At 28.1% G+C, this 24529-nt stretch carries 17 protein-coding genes and 6 tRNA genes; 2 read left to right on the forward strand and 21 right to left on the reverse strand.

Annotated features, from left to right (window positions below):
• Positions 1-462: 462 nt before the first annotated feature.
• The 18 genes from Q0087_RS02445 to Q0087_RS02530 all read right to left on the reverse strand — a co-directional run bounded on the left by Q0087_RS02445 (position 463) and on the right by Q0087_RS02530 (position 17852).
• A tRNA-Ser gene (locus Q0087_RS02445) sits at positions 463-547 on the reverse strand.
• A gap of 202 nt (positions 548-749) precedes the next feature.
• The gene (gene rpsJ, locus Q0087_RS02450; protein WP_042703277.1) at positions 750-1058 is read right to left on the reverse strand and encodes a 30S ribosomal protein S10; all 309 of its coding nucleotides are present in this window, start codon (positions 1056-1058) and stop codon (positions 750-752) included.
• Between the two features lie 85 nt (positions 1059-1143).
• The gene (gene tuf, locus Q0087_RS02455) at positions 1144-2385 is read right to left on the reverse strand and encodes a translation elongation factor EF-1 subunit alpha (RefSeq protein WP_297898095.1); all 1242 of its coding nucleotides are present in this window, start codon (positions 2383-2385) and stop codon (positions 1144-1146) included.
• Positions 2386-2836: 451 nt separating this feature from the next.
• Positions 2837-5032 carry an elongation factor EF-2 gene (locus tag Q0087_RS02460; RefSeq protein WP_297898096.1) on the reverse strand — a complete coding sequence of 732 codons (2196 nt, stop codon included), beginning with the start codon at positions 5030-5032 and terminating at the stop codon, positions 2837-2839.
• A 184-nt stretch (positions 5033-5216) separates the two neighbouring features.
• A complete protein-coding gene (locus Q0087_RS02465; protein WP_297898097.1) occupies positions 5217-5777 on the reverse strand; it encodes a 30S ribosomal protein S7 in 561 nt (186 codons plus the stop codon).
• 18 nt (positions 5778-5795) lie between these two features.
• The gene (locus Q0087_RS02470) at positions 5796-6221 is read right to left on the reverse strand and encodes a 30S ribosomal protein S12 (RefSeq protein ID WP_042703270.1); all 426 of its coding nucleotides are present in this window, start codon (positions 6219-6221) and stop codon (positions 5796-5798) included.
• 799 nt (positions 6222-7020) lie between these two features.
• On the reverse strand, positions 7021-7452 hold the full coding sequence (locus Q0087_RS02475; protein WP_297898098.1) for a NusA-like transcription termination signal-binding factor: 432 nt from the start codon (positions 7450-7452) through the stop codon (positions 7021-7023).
• 12 nt (positions 7453-7464) lie between these two features.
• Positions 7465-7767: a 50S ribosomal protein L30e gene (locus Q0087_RS02480; RefSeq protein WP_297898099.1), complete on the reverse strand. Its 303-nt coding sequence runs from the start codon at positions 7765-7767 to the stop codon at positions 7465-7467.
• 12 nt (positions 7768-7779) lie between these two features.
• Positions 7780-8943: a DNA-directed RNA polymerase subunit A'' gene (gene rpoA2 / locus Q0087_RS02485; protein WP_297898152.1), complete on the reverse strand. Its 1164-nt coding sequence runs from the start codon at positions 8941-8943 to the stop codon at positions 7780-7782.
• A 49-nt stretch (positions 8944-8992) separates the two neighbouring features.
• Positions 8993-11593 carry a DNA-directed RNA polymerase subunit A' gene (locus tag Q0087_RS02490; RefSeq protein ID WP_297898100.1) on the reverse strand — a complete coding sequence of 867 codons (2601 nt, stop codon included), beginning with the start codon at positions 11591-11593 and terminating at the stop codon, positions 8993-8995.
• A 147-nt stretch (positions 11594-11740) separates the two neighbouring features.
• Complete coding sequence (gene rpoB, locus Q0087_RS02495; protein WP_297898101.1) at positions 11741-13552, reverse strand: DNA-directed RNA polymerase subunit B; 1812 nt, start codon at positions 13550-13552, stop codon at positions 11741-11743.
• 98 nt (positions 13553-13650) lie between these two features.
• The gene (locus tag Q0087_RS02500) at positions 13651-15192 is read right to left on the reverse strand and encodes a DNA-directed RNA polymerase subunit B'' (RefSeq protein WP_297898102.1); all 1542 of its coding nucleotides are present in this window, start codon (positions 15190-15192) and stop codon (positions 13651-13653) included.
• Between the two features lie 1064 nt (positions 15193-16256).
• The gene (locus Q0087_RS02505) at positions 16257-16487 is read right to left on the reverse strand and encodes a DNA-directed RNA polymerase subunit H (RefSeq protein WP_297898103.1); all 231 of its coding nucleotides are present in this window, start codon (positions 16485-16487) and stop codon (positions 16257-16259) included.
• Between the two features lie 42 nt (positions 16488-16529).
• Positions 16530-16603, reverse strand: a tRNA-Lys gene (locus tag Q0087_RS02510).
• A gap of 209 nt (positions 16604-16812) precedes the next feature.
• A tRNA-Asp gene (locus Q0087_RS02515) sits at positions 16813-16884 on the reverse strand.
• Between the two features lie 346 nt (positions 16885-17230).
• A tRNA-Tyr gene (locus Q0087_RS02520) sits at positions 17231-17304 on the reverse strand.
• Between the two features lie 9 nt (positions 17305-17313).
• Positions 17314-17388, reverse strand: a tRNA-Pro gene (locus tag Q0087_RS02525).
• 390 nt (positions 17389-17778) lie between these two features.
• Positions 17779-17852, reverse strand: a tRNA-Thr gene (locus Q0087_RS02530).
• 517 nt (positions 17853-18369) lie between these two features.
• On the opposite strand from Q0087_RS02530, the gene thiM reads away from it, so the two are divergent.
• Together thiM and thiE are read left to right on the forward strand one after the other, a co-directional pair.
• Entirely contained in the window at positions 18370-19254 is an 885-nt protein-coding gene (gene thiM, locus Q0087_RS02535) for a hydroxyethylthiazole kinase (RefSeq protein ID WP_297898104.1), read from the forward strand.
• Positions 19255-19388: 134 nt separating this feature from the next.
• Positions 19389-20012: a thiamine phosphate synthase gene (thiE, locus tag Q0087_RS02540; protein ID WP_297898105.1), complete on the forward strand. Its 624-nt coding sequence runs from the start codon at positions 19389-19391 to the stop codon at positions 20010-20012.
• A gap of 228 nt (positions 20013-20240) precedes the next feature.
• On the opposite strand, the gene Q0087_RS02545 is transcribed toward thiE, so the two are convergent.
• The 3 genes from Q0087_RS02545 to Q0087_RS02555 form a co-directional block, all read right to left on the reverse strand.
• Positions 20241-21467, reverse strand: coding sequence for a phosphoglycerate kinase (locus Q0087_RS02545; RefSeq protein ID WP_297898153.1), 1227 nt, complete (start codon positions 21465-21467; stop codon positions 20241-20243).
• 20 nt (positions 21468-21487) lie between these two features.
• The gene (tpiA, locus tag Q0087_RS02550) at positions 21488-22156 is read right to left on the reverse strand and encodes a triose-phosphate isomerase (protein WP_297898154.1); all 669 of its coding nucleotides are present in this window, start codon (positions 22154-22156) and stop codon (positions 21488-21490) included.
• Between the two features lie 672 nt (positions 22157-22828).
• Entirely contained in the window at positions 22829-23623 is a 795-nt protein-coding gene (locus Q0087_RS02555; RefSeq protein ID WP_297898106.1) for a transglutaminase domain-containing protein, read from the reverse strand.
• Positions 23624-24529: the final 906 nt, after the last annotated feature.

Raw genomic sequence — 24529 nt, forward strand, 5'->3', positions numbered from 1 at the left:
ATTATAATATTTCTTTTAACAATATATTACTATTTTATTTTACATTAATCTATTTTTATTTATTTTATTTCTATTAATAATTTATATCAATTATTCTATTTTCATAAATAATCTTAATAGCTTAATATTTTTAATTGAAACTATTAAAATTTACTAAAAATAAAATAATTAGATAAAAAATAAAAATAAAGAAATTTTGAGAAAAATAATAAAAAAATATAAAAATAGTAGTATTTTTTATTATAAATAATGATTTTAAAAAATTCTATAGATACTCATTATTGAAATAATAACCAATAAAATAAGAAATAATAAATTAAAGTATTGAATTAACCATTTAAATAGATATTTGAGTAATTATTAAATTTTAAATATCAAATTAAAGGATTAAATTATAAATAATAAAAAATAGTAATCATATTAAAATAAATAGAGAAAAAAATCATTTGATCAGCTAAAAAACGCCGAGACTGGGATTTGAACCCAGGCGGAGAAAATCTCCACAGGATCTCAAGTCCTGCGCCTTACCTGGCTAGGCTATCTCGGCAAATAAAAAAATATTATCCATAATAATAAAAGTTAATAGAAGATAGAATCCTCTAATTAGAAATTAAAATTAAGGAATTTTTAATAAAATTAAAGTATAACTATATTATATAGCTAATAGACTTAATAAAAATTAAAAGTTTTAAAATTAACTAGTTAATAATTATTTAATGATGAATATCAATTAACTAAATTAGTTAAAATTAACTTTTAAGCTCTATTTCAATACTTACATTATCTGGAACATTGACTTTCATTACTTGTCTCATTGCTCTTTCATCTGCTCCAATTCCAACTAATCTTTTGTGGATTCTTAATTCCCATTTTTCCCAAGTAGCTTTTCCTTCTCCATCAGGAGATTTTCTAGTTGGAACAACTAATTTTTTAGTTGGTAATGGAATTGGACCTGAAAGATCTACACCAGTCCTTTCAGCAATCTTTTTAAGTTGATCACAGACAAAGTTGAGTTTATTTGGGTCAGTCCCAGTAAGTTTAATTCTTGCTTGATGCATTTTCACCCTCCAAAAAAATAAAAAGGTATTAATCCATAAAAATGAATAATAAAAGCTATAATAAAATTATAGCTGATTATTATAATTATTTAGCAGGTTCAATATTAATACACATACCAGCAGCTACAGTTTGACCCATATCCCTAATAGCAAATCTACCCATATGAGGAATAGTCTTAATGTTTTCGATTACCATAGGTTTAGTAGGTTTAACTTTTACAATAGCAGCATCTCCTGTTTTAAGGAAATCAGGATTTTCTTCTGCTACTTGACCAGTCTTAGGATCTAATTTTTTGGTTAATTCTAAGAAAGTACATGCAACTTGAGAAGTGTGACAATGGAATACAGGAGTGTATCCAACAGTTATGACACCAGGGTGTTGTAAAACAACTATTTGAGCATCAAATTCTTTAGCTACAGTTGGAGCATCTTTTATATGCCCAGCAACATCCCCTCTTCGGATATCATTTTTACCTACGCCTCTAACATTGAATCCAACATTATCACCAGGTTCAGCTTGATCAAACATTTCGTGGTGCATTTCGATAGATTTAACTTCTCCAGAAGCTCCAGCAGGTTCAAATATTACATCTTCTCCTTTTTTCATTACACCAGTTTCTACTCTTCCAACAGGTACAGTCCCTACACCAGTGATAGAATAAACATCTTGAATAGGTACTCTTAAGGGTAAGGTAGTTGGCTTTTCAGGAGCTTTGAAATCATCGAAAGATGGTATTAAAGCTTTTCCTTTATACCAAGGAGTGTTAGAACTAGGTTCAGAAATATTATCTCCTTCATATGCAGAAATAGGAATAAAAGGAACTTCAGAAGGTTTAAATCCAATACCAGCAATCAATGCAGAAACTTCCTCTTTGACTGCATTAAATTTATCTTCTGCATAATCAACAAGATCCATTTTATTAATTGCTATGATTAATTGTCTAATTCCTAAAGTCATGGATAAATAAATATGTTCTTTAGTTTGCGGTTGAACACCATCAACAACATCCACTACTAATACTGCAGCATCTGCTTGAGAAGCACCAGTAATCATGTTTTTAACGAAATCTCTGTGTCCTGGACAATCCACAATTGTGTATTCATATTTTGGAGTTTCGAACTTTGCATGAGCTAAATCGATAGTTACTCCTCTTTCTCTTTCTTCACCGAGTTTATCCATGAGAAATCTAAATTTGTTTTCTCCTTCATCTAATTGTTGTTCAGCAACTGCTCCAGCTTGTAATAAAACGTGCCCTACGAGAGTTGATTTTCCGTGGTCAACGTGACCAATAAATGCTAAATTTATATGTTCTTTTGCTTTTGCCATAATAAAAACCTCATTTTTAAATAATAATTTATTATTAACATTTTTAAGTTTTTTTTAATATTAATATAAAAGTTTTATTAGTTGATTTTATTAAGATAAATTCAAGTTAATAGTTTAACTTAATTAAATTTGAACTTTCCTATATAAAAACTTACCCCTTATAATAAAATAATGAGTATCAATAAAACAATATATATTGAAAATTTCATTAGTTTTATTTTATTAATTTTTAGTATATTTTATTAATATTTATTAAATAAATTTATACTCAAAATTTATATTAAATCTTTTTATAAAGAATTTATTATTAAATCTTTTTATAAAGAATTTATTATTTAAAATTTTATATTAAAATTTCTATATTATTAACATTTCTATCTTAATTAATTAATATTAGAACTAAATATAAAAATAGAACTAATATTAAAAAATAAAAATAGAAATTTAAAGATTATCCAATGTAATGCTCTGGACCATAAGGTTCAGGAGATAATCCTTTTCTTTCTCTTATTTCTCTAATAATCTGCTTTTGTAATTCCTGTGGTAATCTTTCAAATCCTGCATTTTCAGTAGACCATAAACATCTACCTTCAGTAGCAGACCTAATATCCCCTGCAAAACCAAACATTTCAGCAACAGGAACTTTAGATTCGACAGAAGCCATATCTCCTTCTTGCCCCATGTCGACAATTTGACCCCTTCTGTTTTGAATTTCACGAGTAGCATTACCCATGTAGTCTTGAGGAGTATTAATAAATACCTTTTGAATTGGTTCAAGTAAAGTAGGTTGAGCCATCATGATTGCAGCGAAAACTGCTTTTCTTATAGAAGGAAGAACCTGAGCAGGTCCTCTGTGAACTGCATCTTCGTGAAGTTTTGCATCCATAAGTTTAAATTTCATTCCCATAGCTATTTCATTAGCTATTGGTCCTGAATCTAAAGCTGATTCAAAACCTTCAATTAAAAGTTCTCTAACTTCATCTAAGTATTGGATACCACGAGTCATATTAAGGAATACACTTCTATTATGGACATCCCAAACTCTACGAGCTTCTTCTTTATCTAGACCAGCTTCCATAAAGGTTGTAGCCATTTCTTTTCCTTTGACTTTACCTTCTTTAATAGTTCCTTCACCAATTGCATCATATACAGACTGTTCTAAAGGTTCAACAGTAATATAAAATCTGTTATGTTTGTTAGGAGATTTACCTTCAACTGGAGTATCAATTTTTCCAGCTACAGTTTCTCTGTAAACAACGATAGGTTCAGAAGTTTCTATTTCAACACCTTTCTCATTAATTCTGTAAGTGATAATTTCTAAGTGGAGTTCACCCATACCAGAAATTAAATGCTGACCAGTTTCCTCATTAATATTTACATGAACAGTAGGATCTTCTTTAGAAACTTGTCTTAAAACTTCAATCAATTTAGGAAGATCTTTAGTGTTTTTAGCTTCAACAGCTACTGTGACAACAGGTTCAGATATGTGTTCTATGCCTTCGAACTCTTTTATCTTTTTATCCATATCACAAATAGTTTCACCAGCAATAGCGCCTTTAGCACCAGTTATTGCAACAATATTACCTGCAGGAACTTTATCAGTATTAACCCTTTCTGCACCGAAGAATACTCCAACCTGTTGAGTTCTTGCTTTAGCATGAGAACCTACAAGGAATATTTCACTACCTTTTTCAATAGTTCCACCATATACTCTTCCAGTTGCAATCTCACCAGCATGTTTATCAATACTAACATTTGTAACCATAACAGCTAAAGGACCTTCTGAATCAGTTTTAATCATTGCTTGACCTTCTTCAGTTTCAATATCCCCATCCCAAATAGTTGGAACCCTATATGCTTGTGAAACTAATGGACTTGGCAAATGCTCAACAACCATACCAAGCAAAACTTCAGTAATTGGTACTTTTTGTGCTAATTCTTTTTGCCTTTCTTCATTACAGTAATCTATAATATCTTTAAAGTTAATTCCAGATTTCTGCATGATAGGAATATTAATAGCCCAATTATGATAAGCAGACCCAAAAGCAACACTACCATCAGTAACATCAACTTTCCATTTTTCTTTCTTATCTTCAGGAGCCATTCCTTTAATGAGTTTATTTGCTTCAGCTATTATTTTAAGGAATCTATTTTGAAGTTCTTCTGGTTCAAGTTTTAATTCATTTATTAATCTATCAACTTTATTAATAAATAAAACAGGTCTAACATTTTCTTTTAAAGCCTGTCTAAAAACAGTTTCGGTTTGAGGCATAATACCTTCAACAGCACAAACAACAACAACTGCACCATCTACAGCCCTCATTGCACGTGTAACATCTCCCCCAAAATCAACATGCCCAGGAGTATCAATTAAGTTGATTAAATAATCATTATTATCAAATTTATGAACCATAGAAACACTTGCAGCATCTATAGTGATACCTCTTGCTGATTCCTGTTCATCAAAATCAAGACTTCTTGCATCACCTGCTAGCTCTTCAGAAATCATTCCAGCCCCTGCAAGCAAGTTATCAGATAAAGTAGTTTTACCATGGTCAATGTGAGCCACAATTCCAATATTTCTGATAAATTTAGGCTGATACATTAATTCCTTAATTTTTTCAATCATTTTATTACGTCTACTCACAACAATCACCTAAATATAATATTTAATTAGATTTGATTAAAAATAATTAATTAAAATAAATTTAATTAAAATAATAATATAATTAAAATAAATTAATTATAATAATATAATTAAAATAAAATTAATTATAATAAAATTAATTATAATAATATTAATTATAATAATATTAATTAAAATAAATTAATTAGTGTGCAGCCCTAGCTACTCTTTCTTTCTCTTCTTTTTTACCAATAGCAAAACTTCTTGTATCATGTTCAGAAGCAAGAATTAATTCATCAGCCAAACATTCAGCTACTGATCTTTTATTTTTAAAAGCAGATTGTAAAGTTCCTTTTGTTAAAAATCCTAAAGAAAGATCCACTCTTCTTTGTGGTGCTATATCAACAGCTACTTGGTAACCAATCCCACCATATTTAATTCTTGTAGTTTCTTCACGAGGAGAAGTATTTTCTACTGCTTTAACAAGAATCTGAATAGGATTTTGTTTAGTTCTTTTATTTATAATTTCAAAAGATTCTTTAACAATATTATAAGCTTTATTCTTCTTCCCAGAATTTCTTTCAGTTCTCATTATTTTATTCATTAATCTTTCAACAATTGAAACTTTAGACTTGGCAAATTGTCTTCTAACATGCCTGCCTAATGTATGAGGAACTAAAGTTTCATCTAAGCATATATAATTAATTAAACCTAAATCTTCGATTTTAATTTCTTTTAGGTCCCATTTTTCAAAAACTTGACTCATTAAATTACCCCGTTAGCATTATCTTACTGGTTTTTCAATTTTACCAATAACCATCTGTTCTAAAGAAACATTGTTAACTTTACTTACTTTCCAACGAACACCTGGAATATCACCCATAGATCTTCCAGAAGGTCCGCCGATTCCTTCAATCATGACTTCATCGTGCTCATCAATAAAACCAATAGCACCATCACCTGGAGCAAATGCAGTTAATTGTTTACCATTTTTAATTAATTGAACACGAACACATTTTCTTATAGCAGAGTTAGGCTGTTTAGCCTCAATTCCTACTTTTTCTATAACAATTCCTCTAGCTTGTGGTGCTCCTTCAAGAGGGTCTGCTTTCACATCTAAACGTAAAGCTTTCCTTTTGTAGTCCACATCTTTCCACTTAAAGTTCTGTCTATTTTTTTTAAGCTTTTTTGCAGCAAAAAGTCCTGGCATAAATAATTCCTCTTTAATTTTTAACTCATTATTTTTAATAATATATAATTTTTAAACATAACAATCTAATATTTTATTTAACTCTATTATTAAATCCTAATATTTAAGGAAAATAATATTCTAATATTACTCAATTCTATTATTGAATCCTAGGATTTCATTAAGATAATATTTAAATATTATTTAATTATAATATGTTTATATTAGATTCAAATTAATAGATATACACAGATAAATAACGATGCCTCTGGCTATGTAAATAGCTTACAGACGAAAAACATTGAATTTAAAAAATAAGAATTAAATCTTAAAATATATCAAATATCAATGATGTTTATCCATATAATAGATTATAAAATAAATCCAACAAGATTTAGAAAAAATCTCAAAGGATACTTCTTATTAATATGTAATTAAGTATGATCTGTAACATTTGGCACACAATAGCTACAGTCTAAATCTTTTTTAGTCTTTTGAGATATATTAAGATGGAAAAAATTTAACTTATTACTATATTTTTTTAACTATATCTATTATAAAAATATATTAATTATAACCTTTATAAACCTTATGTATTATTTCTAAAATTTATATTTAATTATTCAAATCAATAATTTAATATCAATACTCAATGGTATAAATATTATACAGAAATGTCAATTATATGAAAATATCCCATAAAACAAAATAATTAGTTTTATATCTCGAATAAATATTTAGAATAATTTTTTTTTTAATAAAATAATTTTGTAAATATAAACTATCTTTTATAAGAATATTAAAAATAATATTGAAAGCATCATTTTAAAATGATGCTGCTAATATTGTGCTGTCTTTTAGCTAACAATTTAGCTCTTTCAATATTATGACCATTTTTACCAATGGCAATTCTTTTATTTGTAGAATCAGCAACTACAGTAGCTACTTTTTCTTTATTTTCTTTTTGAAGTACTTTTATAGATTTTAATTCAGCAGGAGCCATGATGTTTTTTATAAATTCAGTTACATCCTCAGAATGTTCTATTATTTCAACACCCTTATCAACAGCCTTTTGAACTTTTGTAACAGTACTTCCACCTTTACCAATAGCTAAACCCATATCACCATTTTTAACAACAAAAGTAACTTTACCATTATCTTCATCAATGATACAATCTTTAACCATTGCTCCAGTCATACTCTCAAATAGAGCTATGTATCTTATTTCATTTGCATTAAATTTAATAGACACAAAAATCTACCCCTACTTAGATATTATTTCTAATATAGTAGAATCTCCTGGATCGTTTATGACTAATGTAGCCACAGTAAAAGGTTTACCGCAAACAGAACCTAATTCTACACTTGTTCCATTAAAAGTGTGAACTGGAATTTCTGAAAGTTTTGAATAATATCCTACATCTTCTAAAATTTCATTAGGACTATTTTCAGCAACAATTACGAGCTGTCCTTTTCCTAACTTCAAAGATTGAATTGATTTTTCAGAGCCTAAAGTGACATCACCTGTGTCAACTGCTACTCTAATTCCTCTATCTACGTCCATCATCTGCCTCCTTTATTATTTCTTAGATTTATTTGGTTTCATGACGACACCGACTGAACCGGTACCGAGGGGTATAGGTTGTCCAATGATAATGTTTTCGATGATACCAGTCAATTTATCAATTTCTCCACGTATACTTGCACGTAGGAGATGTTTACCGGTTTCTTCGAATGCTGCACGAGCAAGAACACTTGCTTTTTCACCACTAATACCATGACGTCCAATAGAACGAACTATTCCTTCAGAAGTCATCATATCAGCTACTAACATAATGTGTCTAACATCAACACTAAGACCCTGTTCTTCAAGAGTACGAAGAGCTTCATTAATAATAGAATTACGAGCAGCTTCAATACCTAAAACAGTTTCAATTTCATGAATATCATTTGTGGTGGTTCTAACTCCATCTACACCATCAATTTTAAGAATATCTCCAAGATTTGAACCTTCGGTATGGATAATCCATTCATCCTCCCTTCTTATAATTACTTTACCAATATTCTTAATACCACTTATTTGTAAATCACGGACTTTATCTGCAAGAAGTCTAAGTTCTCTTATAGTTTGTTTTGGAGGTTCAAAAACAATGACATCTTCTTTTATATTAGCTTTTTTAAATGCTTTTTCAATATTAGCCAAAATTTCTTCTAAGTCAAGCCTTTTATCTTCAATTTTTTCTTTATCAAGTACAGCTTCAACTTTCATTTCGGCATAATTAATATAAAAATCTTTTAAAATATCATTTAATGTGCTTTTACCAATACGGTTAGCTAATTTCTTAACAAATTCCTCATCATCTCTATGGTCTTCATCAAAATAAATAGCCATAGTTGGAGTTGAGATTTTCTTTCTTGCATCTACAATTTCAATTAGTCTTGGAAGACCTAAAGTAACATTTAATTCTGCTACACCCGCATAGTGAAAAGTACGCATAGTCATCTGAGTACCTGGTTCACCAACAGATTGAGCAGCAACTGTACCAACTGCCTCTCCAGCTTCAACTCTAGCTCGATCATAGGCTTTTTTAACCTTCACAATAAGTTTTTCAAGTTCAGAATCTGTAAGTTCTCGCCTAATATATGCTTCAGCAATATCATTGATATAACTTTCTGGAAAGTCTGCTTTTTTCTTTTTAGCTACCTTCTCTACCTTTTCAATTATTTTTTTGTCAATTCCCATTTCTTCCACAAAAATCACCTAATTAAACACTAATAAATCAATAGCTAAATTATTTAACCCTCATTTCATCAATGATTTTGTCTAAATCTGCAGCTTTACCATAATCACTTTTAGCAGGATCTACACCATCTTCACCGAACATTGTTTGAATAACCATTCCCCTATTATCAGTGACTAATCCATTTTCTCTTACATTAAGATCTTGAAGAGCATTAACAAGCCTTCTTTGCATGTAACCACTTTGTGCAGTACGTATAGCTGTATCAACTAAACCTTCTCTTCCCCCCATAGCATGGAAGAAAAATTCAATTGGGTCAAGTCCCTCTTTATAACTTGAGTGAACAAAACCTCTTGCTTTTGCACCAAGTTCATTTTTTCTAAAATGAGGTAAAGTTCTTTCTATATATCCCCTATCAATACGACCACCACGAACAGACTGTTGGCCAACACAAGCAGTAATCTGAGTTAAATTAAGCATAGAAGCCCTTGCTCCAGTAGTTGCCATTATAACAGAATGATTATCCATTCCAAAGTAACTTTCAGCAATTTCACCAGATTTGTCTCTTGCTTCACCAAGAACTTGCATAATTTTCATTTCAAGTGTTTCTTCTAAGCTTCTTCCAGGAAGTGCTTCAAGTTCTTCATTTTCATAAGCTTCAACTAATTTATCTACTCTTTGTTCTGCACTGTGAAGATGGGCTTCAATTCTTTCCTTAGCTTCTTCGGGAATCTCTTCATCATTAGTACTTGTAGTAATACCTGTTTTCATAATACCCGAAATAGCAAGATCAGTAGATGCATCAAGGAATTTTCTAGCTTCATCTGACCCATATTCTTTCATTATGGTATCTAATATTTTACCAGAAAAAGAACCATAAGCTTTTTCATCCATTGCTCCAGTAATAAGTTGTCCATCCTCAATAACAACATAAGCATCATATTCACAATCTTTAAGCATACATTCATCACATTTTTTACAAATTTCTGCTTTATATTGCATATTAAGGTTTTCAGGAAGTAATAAACTAAATAACTCTTTTCCAGACCAATCACGATTCTTTCTTTTTGGAATTGGAAGTTTAGCCTTTCTTATAATTTGAAATGCTTGTTCTTCAGTAAATTCAGAACCAGTTCTTGTAAGTAAATATGCTCCAGAAATATGATCATGTATAGCACCAATAATCGGACCACCAAATCTAGGAGATAATATATGTTCTTGAACCCTCATAAGAGATTTAGCCTCAGCTCTAGACTCATCTGTCTGGAAAACATGCATATTCATTTCATCCCCATCAAAATCAGCATTGTAAGGAGGACATACACATAAATTAAGCCTGAATGTTTTATAGGGTAAAACTTTAACTTCATGAGCCATCATTGACATTCTATGAAGAGAAGGTTGACGATTGAATAAAACAATGTCTCCATCTTTTAAATGACGCTCAATAACAAATCCAGGTTCTAACATTTCAAGTATTGCTTCTTTTGTTTCGTCAAGAACCCTAATTTTCCTACCATCAAGCCTAATAGCATAGTTAGCACCAGGATGAACATTAGGTCCATTTTTAATATGTTCTTTCATTTGTTTCATATTCCATTCATTAACATGGACTGGAACGGTAACCTCTTTAGCTATCATCTCAGGAACTCCAACTTCATTAATACTAATATTTGGATCAGGTGAAATTACAGTACGTGCAGAAAAGTTAACCCTTTTACCAGAAAGATTGCTCCTAAACCTACCTTCTTTTCCTTTAAGTCTTTGAGCTAATGTTTTAAGTGGTCTTCCAGATCTATGTCTTGCTGGAGGAACACCAGATGCCTCATTATCAAAATAAGTTGTTACATGGTATTGTAATAATTCCCATAAATCTTCTACAATAAGTTGTGGAGCACCAGCTTCCATATTTTCGACTAATCTTTGATTAATTCTAAGAATATCAACAAGTTTGTGAGTTAAATCATCCTCAGAACGCTCACCAGTTTCAAGAGTTATTGAAGGCCTTACAGTGACGGGAGGAACAGGTAAAACAGTTAAAACCATCCACTCTGGCCTAGCAACTTCAGGATTAACTCCTAAAATATAAGCATCCGAATCAGTAATTTTTTCAAGTTTTTCCCTTACTTCACTCGGAGTTAATTTGTAATCTCCCTCAATTATGGAAATTGGCTTATCAATTTTAATATCTTCTTGTTCTTCATCACAATGAGGACATTTATCTCTTCTAGCAGTAGAATAAATTTCTTTAATAATATCATTAATGCTTTCATCATTTTCTTTTAAAGCATCAATCTTTGTCCTATAATCTTCAATTTCAGTATCAGTTAAAAGAACACGACCACAAGAGTTACATGTTGACCTTAAAATTTTGTGAATAGTATCTCCAAATCCTACATGGATTACAGGTCTTGCTAAATCTATACTACCAAAATGCCCTTGACATTCTCCACCTTTAGCCCCACAAGCACGGCACCTTAAACTTGGATCAATAACACCTAAATGAGGATCCATTAATCCATTTTCAATAGGGTATCCATCTTCATCATAGGTATCTGGAGTTTCAATCTTAGTAACAGACATTTTTCTAATATCCTCTGGAGACATAAGCCCAAAGTTAATTTGAGAAATCTGTTTTATTATTCCTTTCAAAATATTGGCTCCTTAAAAATTCCTAATTCAATAATTCCTAATTCAATAATTCAATAATTCATAATAATCAATAATCTATGATTATTTAATAATTTACGATTAATTAGTAAGCTAAACTAATAAGAGTAATAATATAATAAATAATATTTATGCTTTATCCTCTAAAACTAGTTTAGGGAAAATACATAAACTTTTAAGCTCATCTAATAGCAATTTAAATGCATAAGAGATTTCAACCGGATAAGAATCAACATCACCACAAATAGGGCAATATTTTTTATCTCTAATTTTATCATAAACAGAAATCATTCCACAATCTCCACATATGATTGCCTCATATTTATCAGACTCATCTAAAAGTCTTTCTTTAAGTGCTAAAGCAGCACCATGAGCAATTAAACAATCTCTTTCCATTTCTCCAAATCTTAAACCACCTTCACGTGCCCTACCTTCAGTAGGTTGACGTGTAAGAACTTGTACAGGACCTCTTGAACGAGCATAAACTTTGTCAGTAGTCATATGGTGAAGTTTTTGGTAGAAAGCTACCCCAACAAATATTTCAGCTTCTATTCTTTCTCCATTCATACCATTATACAAAGACTCACATCCAGCTGATTCAAAACCATTTGCTTTTAAAGATTCTTTTAATTCTGCTTCTAAATCTTCGTTAAATGGAGTTCCATCAACCCTTGTTCCTTCCATACATCCAGCTTTACCTGCAACCATTTCGATTACCTGACCAACAGACATTCTTGAAGGAATAGCATGAGGATTAACTATTAAATCTGGTACAACACCCTCTTCTGTAAAAGGGACATCTTCTTGAGATAATATAAGGCCCACAACACCTTTCTGACCATGTCTTGAAGCAAATTTATCCCCAAATTCAGGTTGCCTAGTATCCCTAACTCTTATTTTTGCTAATTTGCTTCCTTCTACAGTTTCTGTAAGAAGCACTGCATCAACTATACCTTTCTCACCATGCCTAACAGTAACAGAGGTTTCTCTTCTTCTTTCAGCTACAGTACCAAATTCGTCGATTTCTTCTAAAAACCTTGGAGGAGAAGTTTTACCAATTAAAACATCCCCAGACTCAACATAAGACTCTGGATTAACAATACCATCATCATCTAAGTGACGGTAAGCTTCTTCAGAACGGTACCCCCGTACACCTTTTTCAGGAACTTCAAATTTATCCTCTTGTCCACCAGGATATCTTCTTTCAGAAGCTTCATAAGATCTAAAGAATGAAGATCTTGACATTCCTCTTTCTAAAGAGGATTTGTTTAAAATCAATGAATCTTCCATATTGTATCCTTCAAAAGACATTACCGCTACTACAAAATTCTGTCCAGAAGGTCTTTTATCATAATTAGTTGCATCTATAATACGTGTTTTAACTAAAGGAGTTTGAGGGTGATGTAAAAGATGTGCCCTAGTATCAGTACGCAATCCGTAATTAGATACATATAAACCTAATGCTTGTTTTGTCATACCTGCTTCCATAGTATTTCTTGGAGAAGAATTATGATCAGAAAACGGAATAATTCCTGCACAAATACCTAACATAGTAGAAGGATCTATTTCTAAATGAGTATGATCTTCATTTAAATAATTCAATCCCATTGCAATATATGAGTTTTCTTCTTCCTCAGCATCAAGATACTCAATAACTCCAGAATTTATAATTTCATCCCATTTAAGTTCACCATGAGCTATTTTTTCAATATGTTCATCTTTAAGCAAAGGAACCCCATTTTTAACTATAATAAGTGGCCTTCTAGCTCTTCCAGGATCATTAAATATATATATCTCATCAGTTTCATCATAATAAGTAATATTCATTTCATCAGAAACTTCACCAGACCTTCTTTTTTCTCTCATTTCAGTGACGAAATTTTCAGGATCTTCACAATTTCCGACTAATTCCCCATTTATATAAATCTTTGCTTTAGTCACCTAACTCCTCCAAAAAAATAAAATAACTGTTTAAATATAACATTGAATAATTTTTAACAATCGTAATCAAGAAGTAATATACGAATATTAATTTAATTTTACTCCAAAATACCCATTTCTCTAATTACTGTTTTAATTTCTTCTGAATCAGAACCTTCAGAAATTTTACACATAAGAGCTAAATTCTTTACTAAACCACAATTAGGACCCTCTGGAGTTTCATTAGGACAAATTTTACCAAATTGAGTTGGATGCAAATCCCTAGCTTCAAAATGCGGTTGACTTCTACTTAATGGTGAAACAACTCTCCTAAGGTGAGAAAGTGTTCCCATATAACTAGTTCTATCAAGTAATTGGCTTACACCAGCTCTTCCACCAACCCAATTACCAGTTGCAATAGCATGCTTAATATTTTCAGTTAAAACATCGGATCTTACCGCTTGTTTAATTGAAGGTTCTTTACCTCTAGAAATACTTCTTTCAAGTTGATAACTCATATCTCTTGTAAGACTTGTAAATGCAACACGGAATAAATCTTCCATTAGATCTCCAGAAACACGAAGCCTTTTATTAGTATAATGATCCTTATCATGAGGTTCTCTCATTTCATATATTACTTGAAGTAACATTTCACACATTTCAGCAAGATAAGTAGCTTTATCTCCTCTTCTATTCCCTTCTACACCCATGTGTGGAAGTAAATATCTATCAATAACATCTTCAGCACGTTTGATACGATATTCTTCAGTCATACCTTTTGCAACACGATTACCAATATATTTAACTGCTGCTTTTTGAAGGTATTCTTCTCTTTCTTCTTTATTAAGACCTTCCATCTCTTTTGAATCAAGTTTTAATGCTGCTTCTGAAACTTGTATATCATCAGCTACAACCATCTGAAAATTAAAGTCATCAGAAATAGCAGTAATAATCTCTTCATCAGTAGAAAGTCCTAATGCCCTAAGTAATATTACAAGAGGAATTTCACCAGGAACATATGGGAAAGATATCCTTAAAAATACCCCACTTTTTCTTGGTTTCCTATATTCAAGAGAAATTCTTGCTCTGAAACCACTTTTAATAGAAGTAACAATAGCTTTAGCACGCCTGTCTTCCACTTCACCAATACGTTCCAATATAATTTTATTTGGAGCTATTTCCTCCATTGTAACAACAGCTCTTTCAGAACCATTAACAATGAAATAACCACCAGGATCTTGTGGGTCTTCACCTTTAACTAAAAGTTCATCCTTATCCAAACCATTTAAATGGCAAACGTCAGATTTTAGCATTAAAGGAAGTTCACCAATGTAAACTTTTTCAAGAGGATTTTCTTCTTCCCCATGATCTAATGCCATTTCTAAATACATATGTGCAGAATAAGTTAAATTTCTGAGTCTTGCTTCAGTAGGATAAATTAAACTCTTAGAACCATCTGCTTCTTTAGTAAATGGCTTTTGAATCTCAATTTTGCCTGTTTTAAGAGTATATTCTCCTTGTTCAAGAGTAATAGGCTCAGTTATATCAATTATATTTTGTATACGATTATTTACAAAGTCATTATATGATTTGATATGATGATCAACCAAATCATATTTATCAAAAAATGCGTCTACCAATCCCCATGTATTATTTTTCATGGACTTCCTCCAGATAAAGTCTATATTAATATAAAATGTTATAATAATAATTATTAAAATATATATTATAATTATTAAAATAATTATATAAAAAATCAAATTTATTACAAATTGAATATTTATAATAATTATTTTTTTATAAGTTTGAATGTTAATTTTATAAGTTGAAATTATAGATTTACAAAAATTATAAATCAAAAGAAAAAACAAATCCCCAATCGTTACTAAATTCTATTTGTCCAATAACTATTTAAATTATCTGAGTAGTTTTAGTCTTAAAGATTTAATAATAATAATTCTTCAACTTCCTGCTACATATAAAAGCCATAATTTGCTATTATTTAAGTTCAGATATCCATTTACGATATCAAATTCATTAAAATAAAAAATATAGAATTTAATAAATATTGCCAAATGATATATTAGATTCTCATAAAGGTTTAACCATAATGTATCTATTATTTTTAAACATATTATTCTATTATTTATAAGCATTACATATTTAATATATAATTATATATTATATCTTTTTGATAATATATAAATCTATAAAATATAATTATAAATTTAGAATATAATTAAAACAAAAATTATATTATAAATAATATTATAACCTATATCACAAATTTTAAAATATTATAAGAAAAAATGCTTAGATTTCAATTATCAAAAATAATTATAATTTCATAAATAATAAATTACTTCAACAAGTTTTATTCTTTAATAAAAGTATTAGAATTTACTCAAAATATAAATTCATTAAATATAAATTCATTAAATCTAAATTTTATAAATATCTAAATTTTATATCTAATTACTTCATTGATTAATTGAATATATTATTTGATTGCTCTATTTTAAATGAGTTATTCTATTTAATTGAGAAAATTGAATTAATAAAATTTCAATCTATATATTCCTAATTTTACTCGTTTTATATCATAATAACTAGATTGAATATAAAACCACAAGAATATAAACCCACTGAAAATTAAATGATACTTAATTAAAATAAGTTTATAGAATAGTTTAGTAAAATGAGGATTAATCAAATAAGCTATATGTTAATCTACTAATCTATAAGTAACAAAAGTTCCAGCAGTAGGACTATCACGTGTAATTTCTAAAATATCTCCCTTTTTAGCATCAATAGATTTGACTACAGGATCAGTTGTTTTAATTCTAGGAAGATGTTCTATTTCAAAATCAAGATCTTTAAAAATTTTTTCTATTTCTGGTTTAGATAAAATAGCATGACTTGGAACAAGTTCATGTATTAGAATATCTTTACTCACAATATTTCCTCCGGATAAGAAAATTTAAATATAAAATTAGAACGGGCCCGACGGGAATTGAACCCGCGGCCGCTTGGTTAAAAGCCAAGCGCTCTGCCAGACTGAGCTACGGGCCCTGGTTGATATGCAAATAATTTATATTTAAATATACTTTCTCAAATATATGCAATATTAATTTAACAACGCAAAAAATCAATACCTAAATTATTATTTATAATTATTTAAGATATATAAATATATAGGTTAAGATTTTAATGCATATATCATCTCAAATATACTAAATATATATAATGTATTTTATTAATACTTTAAATATATATTTAAACGCCCTGGCCGGGATTTGAACCCGAGTCGCGGGCTCGACAGGCCCACATGATAGCCCCTACACCACCAGGGCAGGGATTTTAAATTTATTATACTTAATATTATATAATATTTCATACTATATAAATATTTAGCTGTTATAATAATATTTAACTATTATGAATGCTTGAAAACTTAGTGAAATTATTATAATAACAATTAGAACACTAAAGGTCAATAAAATCAATTATAATTATCAAAAATTAAATTTTAAAATTTAATTAGTACAATCGACACATAATTAGTTATAAAATTACTTATATATAAAACTTTTGATTTTATATAAATTTCAAATAAAATATCCTAATTTATTTAATTGTTAATTTATATTAAATCTGAATTTTTATATTTGACTTAATTTTTGAAACCATAATATAAAATCCCGCCTGCCGGACTTGAACCAGCAACATTTGGATCTACAGTCCAACGCTCTGCCAAATTGAGCTAAGGCGGGTATTAATGATGGGACCACCCGGATTTGAACCGGAGTCTCAGGCTCCCAAAGCCCAAAGGATCGACCAAGCTACCCTATGGTCCCAAATTTACTTAATTTAATCTATTGAATATGTTAAGCTATTGTGTTTGAATTTTAGAAATCAAATCTCAACCACACAGCACATTATACTATGTTAAATTTAATCATATATATACTTTTTCATATTTGAAAAATTCCACAACAAGATTTTATATTTAACACAATAAAATTTTACACATAATATTATTTTGATTATAATATTAAAGTTATAATCAATATTATCAATAATTAGTATTTTTAAAATCCATTATAGGAATCTATTGAAACAAAAATTCATAATAGATATAAATGAAAAATCTAAAATCACATATCAAAGTATTAAATCACTTTAAACAGGATATCGACAAAAAATACATATATTAGAAATTAAAATTACATATAACTAGTTTTAAAAGCCCCGGACGGGAATTGAACCCGCGACCACGAGATTACAAGTCTCGCGCTCCACCAGACTGAGCTACCGAGGCACATATTCAGAACACCTAATGATGCAACATCACTCTTTTAGTATATTTTAGTTTAAATACTTTTCTAAATTAATACCTCCAAACTTTTTATTTAACATTATAAAAATTAAATATTTATTACCAAAACTCATATTCATTTCTAAAATGACTATAATAATAATAATTTTGTTGAAGTCCCATATAAATATTATTATTAATAATATTGTTAAATTATATGAAGATACTAAACTTTATAAAGATATTAAACTATATAAAGAGGAAAAATAGGGCAAAAGAGAAAAAGGATAGTTTAACTAAAAGTATAATCTAGCTAATAAAAAATTATATCTAATTGTGAATGATAATTTATATAAAAAATATAATAAATAAAAATAAGGATATAAAAATAATGATTTTTATTAAAAATATTCTCTAAAAATTTATTAATAATAAAACAAAAAGAACAATTATAGCATAACAATAGTAATTTACCAATAACAATATTTCTTAAAGATTTAATAAATAATATGTGGTTTAAATGACTGAAACTAACTCTAAAATTATAAAAGAATCCATAAAAGCATTAAAAAATGTAAAAGATATCAATCCTCTTACACACTGTATAACCAATTATGTTACAATTAATGATTGTGCAAATGCAGTTTTAGCCATTGGAGGATCACCTATGATGGCAGATGACCCTGAAGAAGTTAAAGAATTTGTTGAAATAGCAAATGCTTTAGTTATAAATATAGGTAAAATGAGCCAGAGTCAAGTTGAAGCAATGATTATTGGAAGTAAACATGGAAAAGAAACTAATACACCTATTGTTTTAGATCCTGTTGCAGTAGGAGTAACAAACCTTAGAAATAATCTAGTACTTGAATTAATAAATAAATCAAAAATATCTGTTATTAGAGGAAATATGTCTGAAATAAAAGCTATAGCAAGATTAATAAAATTAGAAGAAATATTATCTACAATTAAAGCTAAAAGTAAAGGAGTAGATGTTTCAGAAGATGATGAAATAACTAAAAACAACTTAAAGGATAATGGAATAATTGTGAAAGCATTGGCAAAAAAATTAGATACTGTTATTATAGCTAGTGGAGCCATAGATATAATTTCAAATGGAAAAATAACATATGCCTGTGAAAATGGTGATGAATTAATGCCAAAAATAACTGGAAGTGGTTGTATGCTTACTTCAATTGTTGGAACTTTTTGTGGAGCTAATGATCCTTTTATTGGAGGATTGAGTGGGACAATAGCTATGGGAATAGCTGGTGAAATAGCTGGACAGTCAGTAAAGAAAGAAAAATGTGGAACTGGAACTTTTAGAGTAAGATTAATAGATAATTTATACAATTTAGATGAAAAAACTATTAAAGAAAACATAAAATTGTATGAAATACTCGATTAAAAGCCATTAAAAGATAATTATAATCCTTATATATTTTTATCAATTTATATTATTTATTTTACATTCAATAATAATCATGTTTTAATTTATTTAATATTATTATAAAAAATTTGAATTTATTAAGGAGTATTAATATGAACAATATAGATTACTCATTATATCTTGTTACAAATAGATATAGGCATACAGAAGAAGAATTTTTGAATATTGTTGAAGAAGCTATTTTAGGAGGAGTTACTGTTGTGCAATTAAGAGAGAAAGATGCTCCAACTGGAAAATTTTATGATATTGCATTAAAACTTAAAAATTTAACTTCAAAATATGATATTCCACTAATTATAAATGATAGATTAGATATTGCAATAGCTATAGATGCTGAAGGAGTCCATGTAGGTCAAAGTGATATGCCGGCAGACATAGTAAGAAATATAATTGGAAATGATAAAATATTAGGAGTATCTGCAGCTACAGTTCCAAAAGCAAAAATAGCTGAAAAAAATGGGGCAGATTATATTGGAAGTGGAGCTATTTTTCCAACAGAAACAAAAACAGCAGACTGTATAAGTATAGAATATCTTAAAGAAATTGTGAATAATATTAACATTCCGGTTGTTGCTATTGGAGGATTAAATGAGAATAATCTTAATTCACTACAAAAAACTAAAATTAAAGGAATTTCCGTTGTTTCAGCCATTATGAATAGTAATAATCCTAAAAAATCAGCTGAAAATTTAAAAAATAAGTTTAATATATTATAATTTTTAAAATTGTCAAAAACTATCTAATTAAATTATAAATTTAAATCAAGAAAATTAAATTATAAATTAAAAATATAAATTGAAAATATAATAATTAAAAATATAATAATTAAAAATGTAAATTGAAAATATAATAATTAAAAATATAATAATTAAAAATATAGTATAATTTTATCATTTGATTAAATTATAACAATAATCATAATTATATCTAAATAAATTAAGAATTTATTTTTTAGCAGATTCAATTAAAGCTTGAACTGCAACTAGATTTTTCCCAGATAAAAGATTTATACAAGCACCACCACCACTACTAATATGGTTTACATCATTTTGAAATCCCATAGCAGTAGTTGCAGCTGCAATATGACCTCCACCAATTATAGAAAATCCTTTAGAATTAGCTATAGCATTTAAAATATCTTCAGTACCCATTGCAAATTTTGGCTCTTCAAAAACTCCTGCAGGACCATTGGCAAAAATAGTTTTAGCACTTCTTATTATTTTTGCATATTCTTTAATTGATTCGATTCCTATATCAAAAATAGAAAGATTAGGAATATTTTCAACCGAAACATCTTCTCTTAGACCTTGCTTATTTTCAACAGCAACATCTTTAGGATATACTATTTTAGATTCATAATTTTTAAGTAGTTTTTTAGATTTTTTGACTAAATAACAGTAGCCCCTATCTTTAATAAATTTTTTATTTATTTTGCCAATATCATAACCTGCGGCTAAAAGGAGAATATTAGCTACCAAACCAGATGTTAAGACATAATCAGCAGTTCCATTCTTTAGAACATTTTCCATAACATCAATAGAATCATCAGATTTCATCCCCCCAAGAACAAAAACACAAGGATGTTCAACATTATCAATAGCATTTTGAATAATTTTTAGCTCTTTTTCCATAAGTCGGCCTGCAGCAGATGGAAGAATAGGAGTAAAACCAACTAATGATGGTTGAGATCTATGTGCAGCTGCAAATGCATCATTTACAAAAATATCTATTAAAGGAGCCAAATTCTGAGGAATTAAAGTTTGAGACTGTTCTTTGGGTGTTTTACTAATTGATTCTTCAGAAAAAAATCTAACATTTTCAAGAAGAAGAATTTGCCCATTGTTTAAATTTTTTATAGCTTCTTTAGCTTCATGGGAGAAAATTGAGTCAATGTACTTAACATCAACATCTAAATTTCTTGAAAGAACATTTTTGTGTTGCTCAAGTGTTGTAAAATCTTTTTTACCCGGCCGGCTTTGATGAGCTAATATAACAACCTTTGCTCCTTTATTTGAAAGTTCTTTCAGTGTTTCACTATGTAATTTCATCCTAGTATCATCCAGAATAATGCCTGAATTTGGATCAACAGGAGAATTAATATCTACCCTTACAAGAACTGTTTTTCCTTTAACATCAAAATTATCAATAGTATTGAATTTAATTGTCATTATATCTCCATAAAATAAATAAATTAAATTTTACTAACCAAATCTAACAATGCATCTTTAGGATTATCTGACAATACTATACCAGAAGCAAGAAGAACTCCAGATGCACCTAAATCTAGGGCAGCGCGCATATCATCACCTGTAGAAATTCCTGCACCACATAATACATCTATTTTTTTATTAATTTTTTTTACTTTAGATACTGTTCCTTCAACAATCTCGGGTTCTGCTTGAGATACAGGAATCCCCGATCCAATAAGTTCTGGAGGTTCAACAGCAACAAATTCTGGATTTAGAGTTGCTACAGCCACACTTGTTTCAATATTATTTGTACAAATAACCGAAAAAATATCCTTTTCCTTAGAGTATTTTACAACTTCATCAATATCAGCTATTCCCATTCTTTTTTCTGAGTGATTTAATAGAGTTCCACTTATTCCAGATTCAATCATAGAATCTATGAGATTACTCCCAGTATGGCCTCCAGGGCTTACAGGATCAATATGTTGAGCCAATATAGGAATATCTGTTTCTTGACTTATTCTAAATATATCCGTAGTTTGAGGAGCAGCTGCCATGTTAATACCAGATTCAATAGCAGCAGACTCAAGATCTTTAGCTAAATTAAGTGCATTTTCTCCGCTAGATTCTATATAAGTCTTAAAATTTAAAATAACAATAGGGGTTTTAATTTTTTTCATTGACAAAAAAATTCCTCACTTAATTATTGAATTTATAAATATAATCTAAAATATATTCATGAAATAAATTATATAACTATTTTCTTTAAAATATTTAGATAAAATTTAATAATTTAAATAAAACTCTAATAATAATTATAATTAAAAGTTATTTGATTTTTAATAGGAAATTTTATATAGATTATTATTATCATTATTAGATTAATTTAAATTACTCTCAATATATCTTAGATTATTATTAATATATAATATATTTTTGTAAAGTATTTTATAAATTGTATTTTATTAAATATTATATATTAATTTAATTATGTTAAATTTAACTAATTTTGAAACAAATAATGAAAAAAATAGGTGAAAGTTTTAATGATAATTGAATTTTAAATATTCATGAAAATTAATTCAAAAAATAAGTTAGTATACCTAAATTAATTATAACATAAAATAAGATAAAATTAAAAATAAAAATAAGATAAAATTAAATCACAATCCAAAAGATAAATCTAGAATTAAAATAAATAAAACAGGGACATGATAATAAATATAAAATTAAATCTAAATAAAAGCTAAAAAAACTAAAAATAAAACTAAAAATAAAACTAAAAATAAAACTAAAAATAAAGCTAAAAAATAAGTATAAAATACTTTGTAACTTTTAGATAGCTACAAAGTTTTAACTATAGTATTTGCTCTTGCACATGTTTGGGAATAATTTTTACTTCCATATTTTTTAGTAACTAATGAAGATTCAAAGTTAATCCACTTACCATTGAGTCTTACTTGAACCCATCTATGATTTGAAGCAAGTGAAGTTGCACCTTGAACAATTCTAACCTTATAACTATTTGCCTTTAGTTGTTTAGCTGCCCACTCAGCTAAACCCCAACAGTCCCCAACTTTTGATTTTACAACACCTTTAAAAGTTGAAGGGCCTCCGTTTACATGGTTAAGATGTCTGTTCATATACTTTTGTAAAACTGTTAAGCCTTTGACACCAGATAATTCACCTGCTAGTGGTAAACTAGGAGATTTTTTAACTTTATTGACATCATCTGCATCAGTACACTTTACATATTTTACAGCATTAAAAATATTTACATAAACAGGATCAACTTTATTAGTTTTTACAAATTTATTATATCTACTTATAGCATCAAGATAATCTTTTTTATAAATAGTTAATGCTTTAGACTTCCAATAATAACTATTAGGATTAGATCCATTTACAGATTTATATTTGTTAATAGAAGTTTTCATTACTTTATAATCGCTTTTAGACATTTTAACAGATTTAACAACGACTTTAACAGTTTTTGTTGTATTTTTATCTGATACATCAGAAGTATTTGTCTTTTTAACAATTTCTGAAGCTGCTGAAGCTTTTATTCCATTATTATGTGACTTATCAGAATGGGTTTGATTATCTAAATTTACTCCAAAAGGAGTTGCACAGACCATTGAAGCTAATGCAAAAATTGCAATAATTACAATAATTGGTCCATATTTCGAGTATCTACTAATTATACCGCCTCCGAGCTATATAATCCAACTCATTAGAAATAAATTCTTATTTTGAAAAAAATTATATATAAAAAATTCATTTTTAAAATTAAAATTTATTTAATTTAAAATTTATTTTAAATAGAATCCATCTTAAATAAGAATTTTATCTTGATTTAAAAAAAAATTTAAATGAAAAATATTTTAATAAATATTTTTATAAAATTTTTAAAATTTTATTTTACTAAATACAAGAAATATAAAATTATTTTAATATAAAATTATTTTCTAACTTTAAAATTATAAAGCTACATTTTTTTATCACCTTTTATTTAAAACAACAATACTATATAAATGTTTTGAAAATTTTTTAGCGACAAAGCTTAAATAAAGCTTTTTTTAACATATAAAGGATAAAATGAGGGAATTGGAATTTGCTTGTTAAATACTAAAAAGGCCATGAATACGTATTTGAATAAATTATGAAAAGAGGCTTACTATTCAGATTTCAAATAAATAAGGACAAATAGAAACAATTTTCATAAAATAAGAAATATAAATCAATCAAAAAAAATAAGTTTAATAATGAAGTTATGGGCAAAAAAAAGGATTTTAAAGCCTCTAAAAAAGTGAAAAATAGCCTTAATTTCAATGATTAGAAAAATTAAATAAAAAATATAGAAAAATATATAAATTCATTTAAAAATCCCATATAAAACTAATTAAAAATTTAATTTAATTGTATAAAATAAAATATAATAACCTATTTTTTATAATATAAAAAAATCATTTCAACTAAAAAATGTTGATAAAAATATGAAAAATTTATTAATAATAGGTAATTTATTTTAAGTTAAAAAATAT

The organism is uncultured Methanobrevibacter sp., assembly GCF_937881195.1.
In the GTDB taxonomy this organism is placed as follows: domain Archaea; phylum Methanobacteriota; class Methanobacteria; order Methanobacteriales; family Methanobacteriaceae; genus Methanobinarius.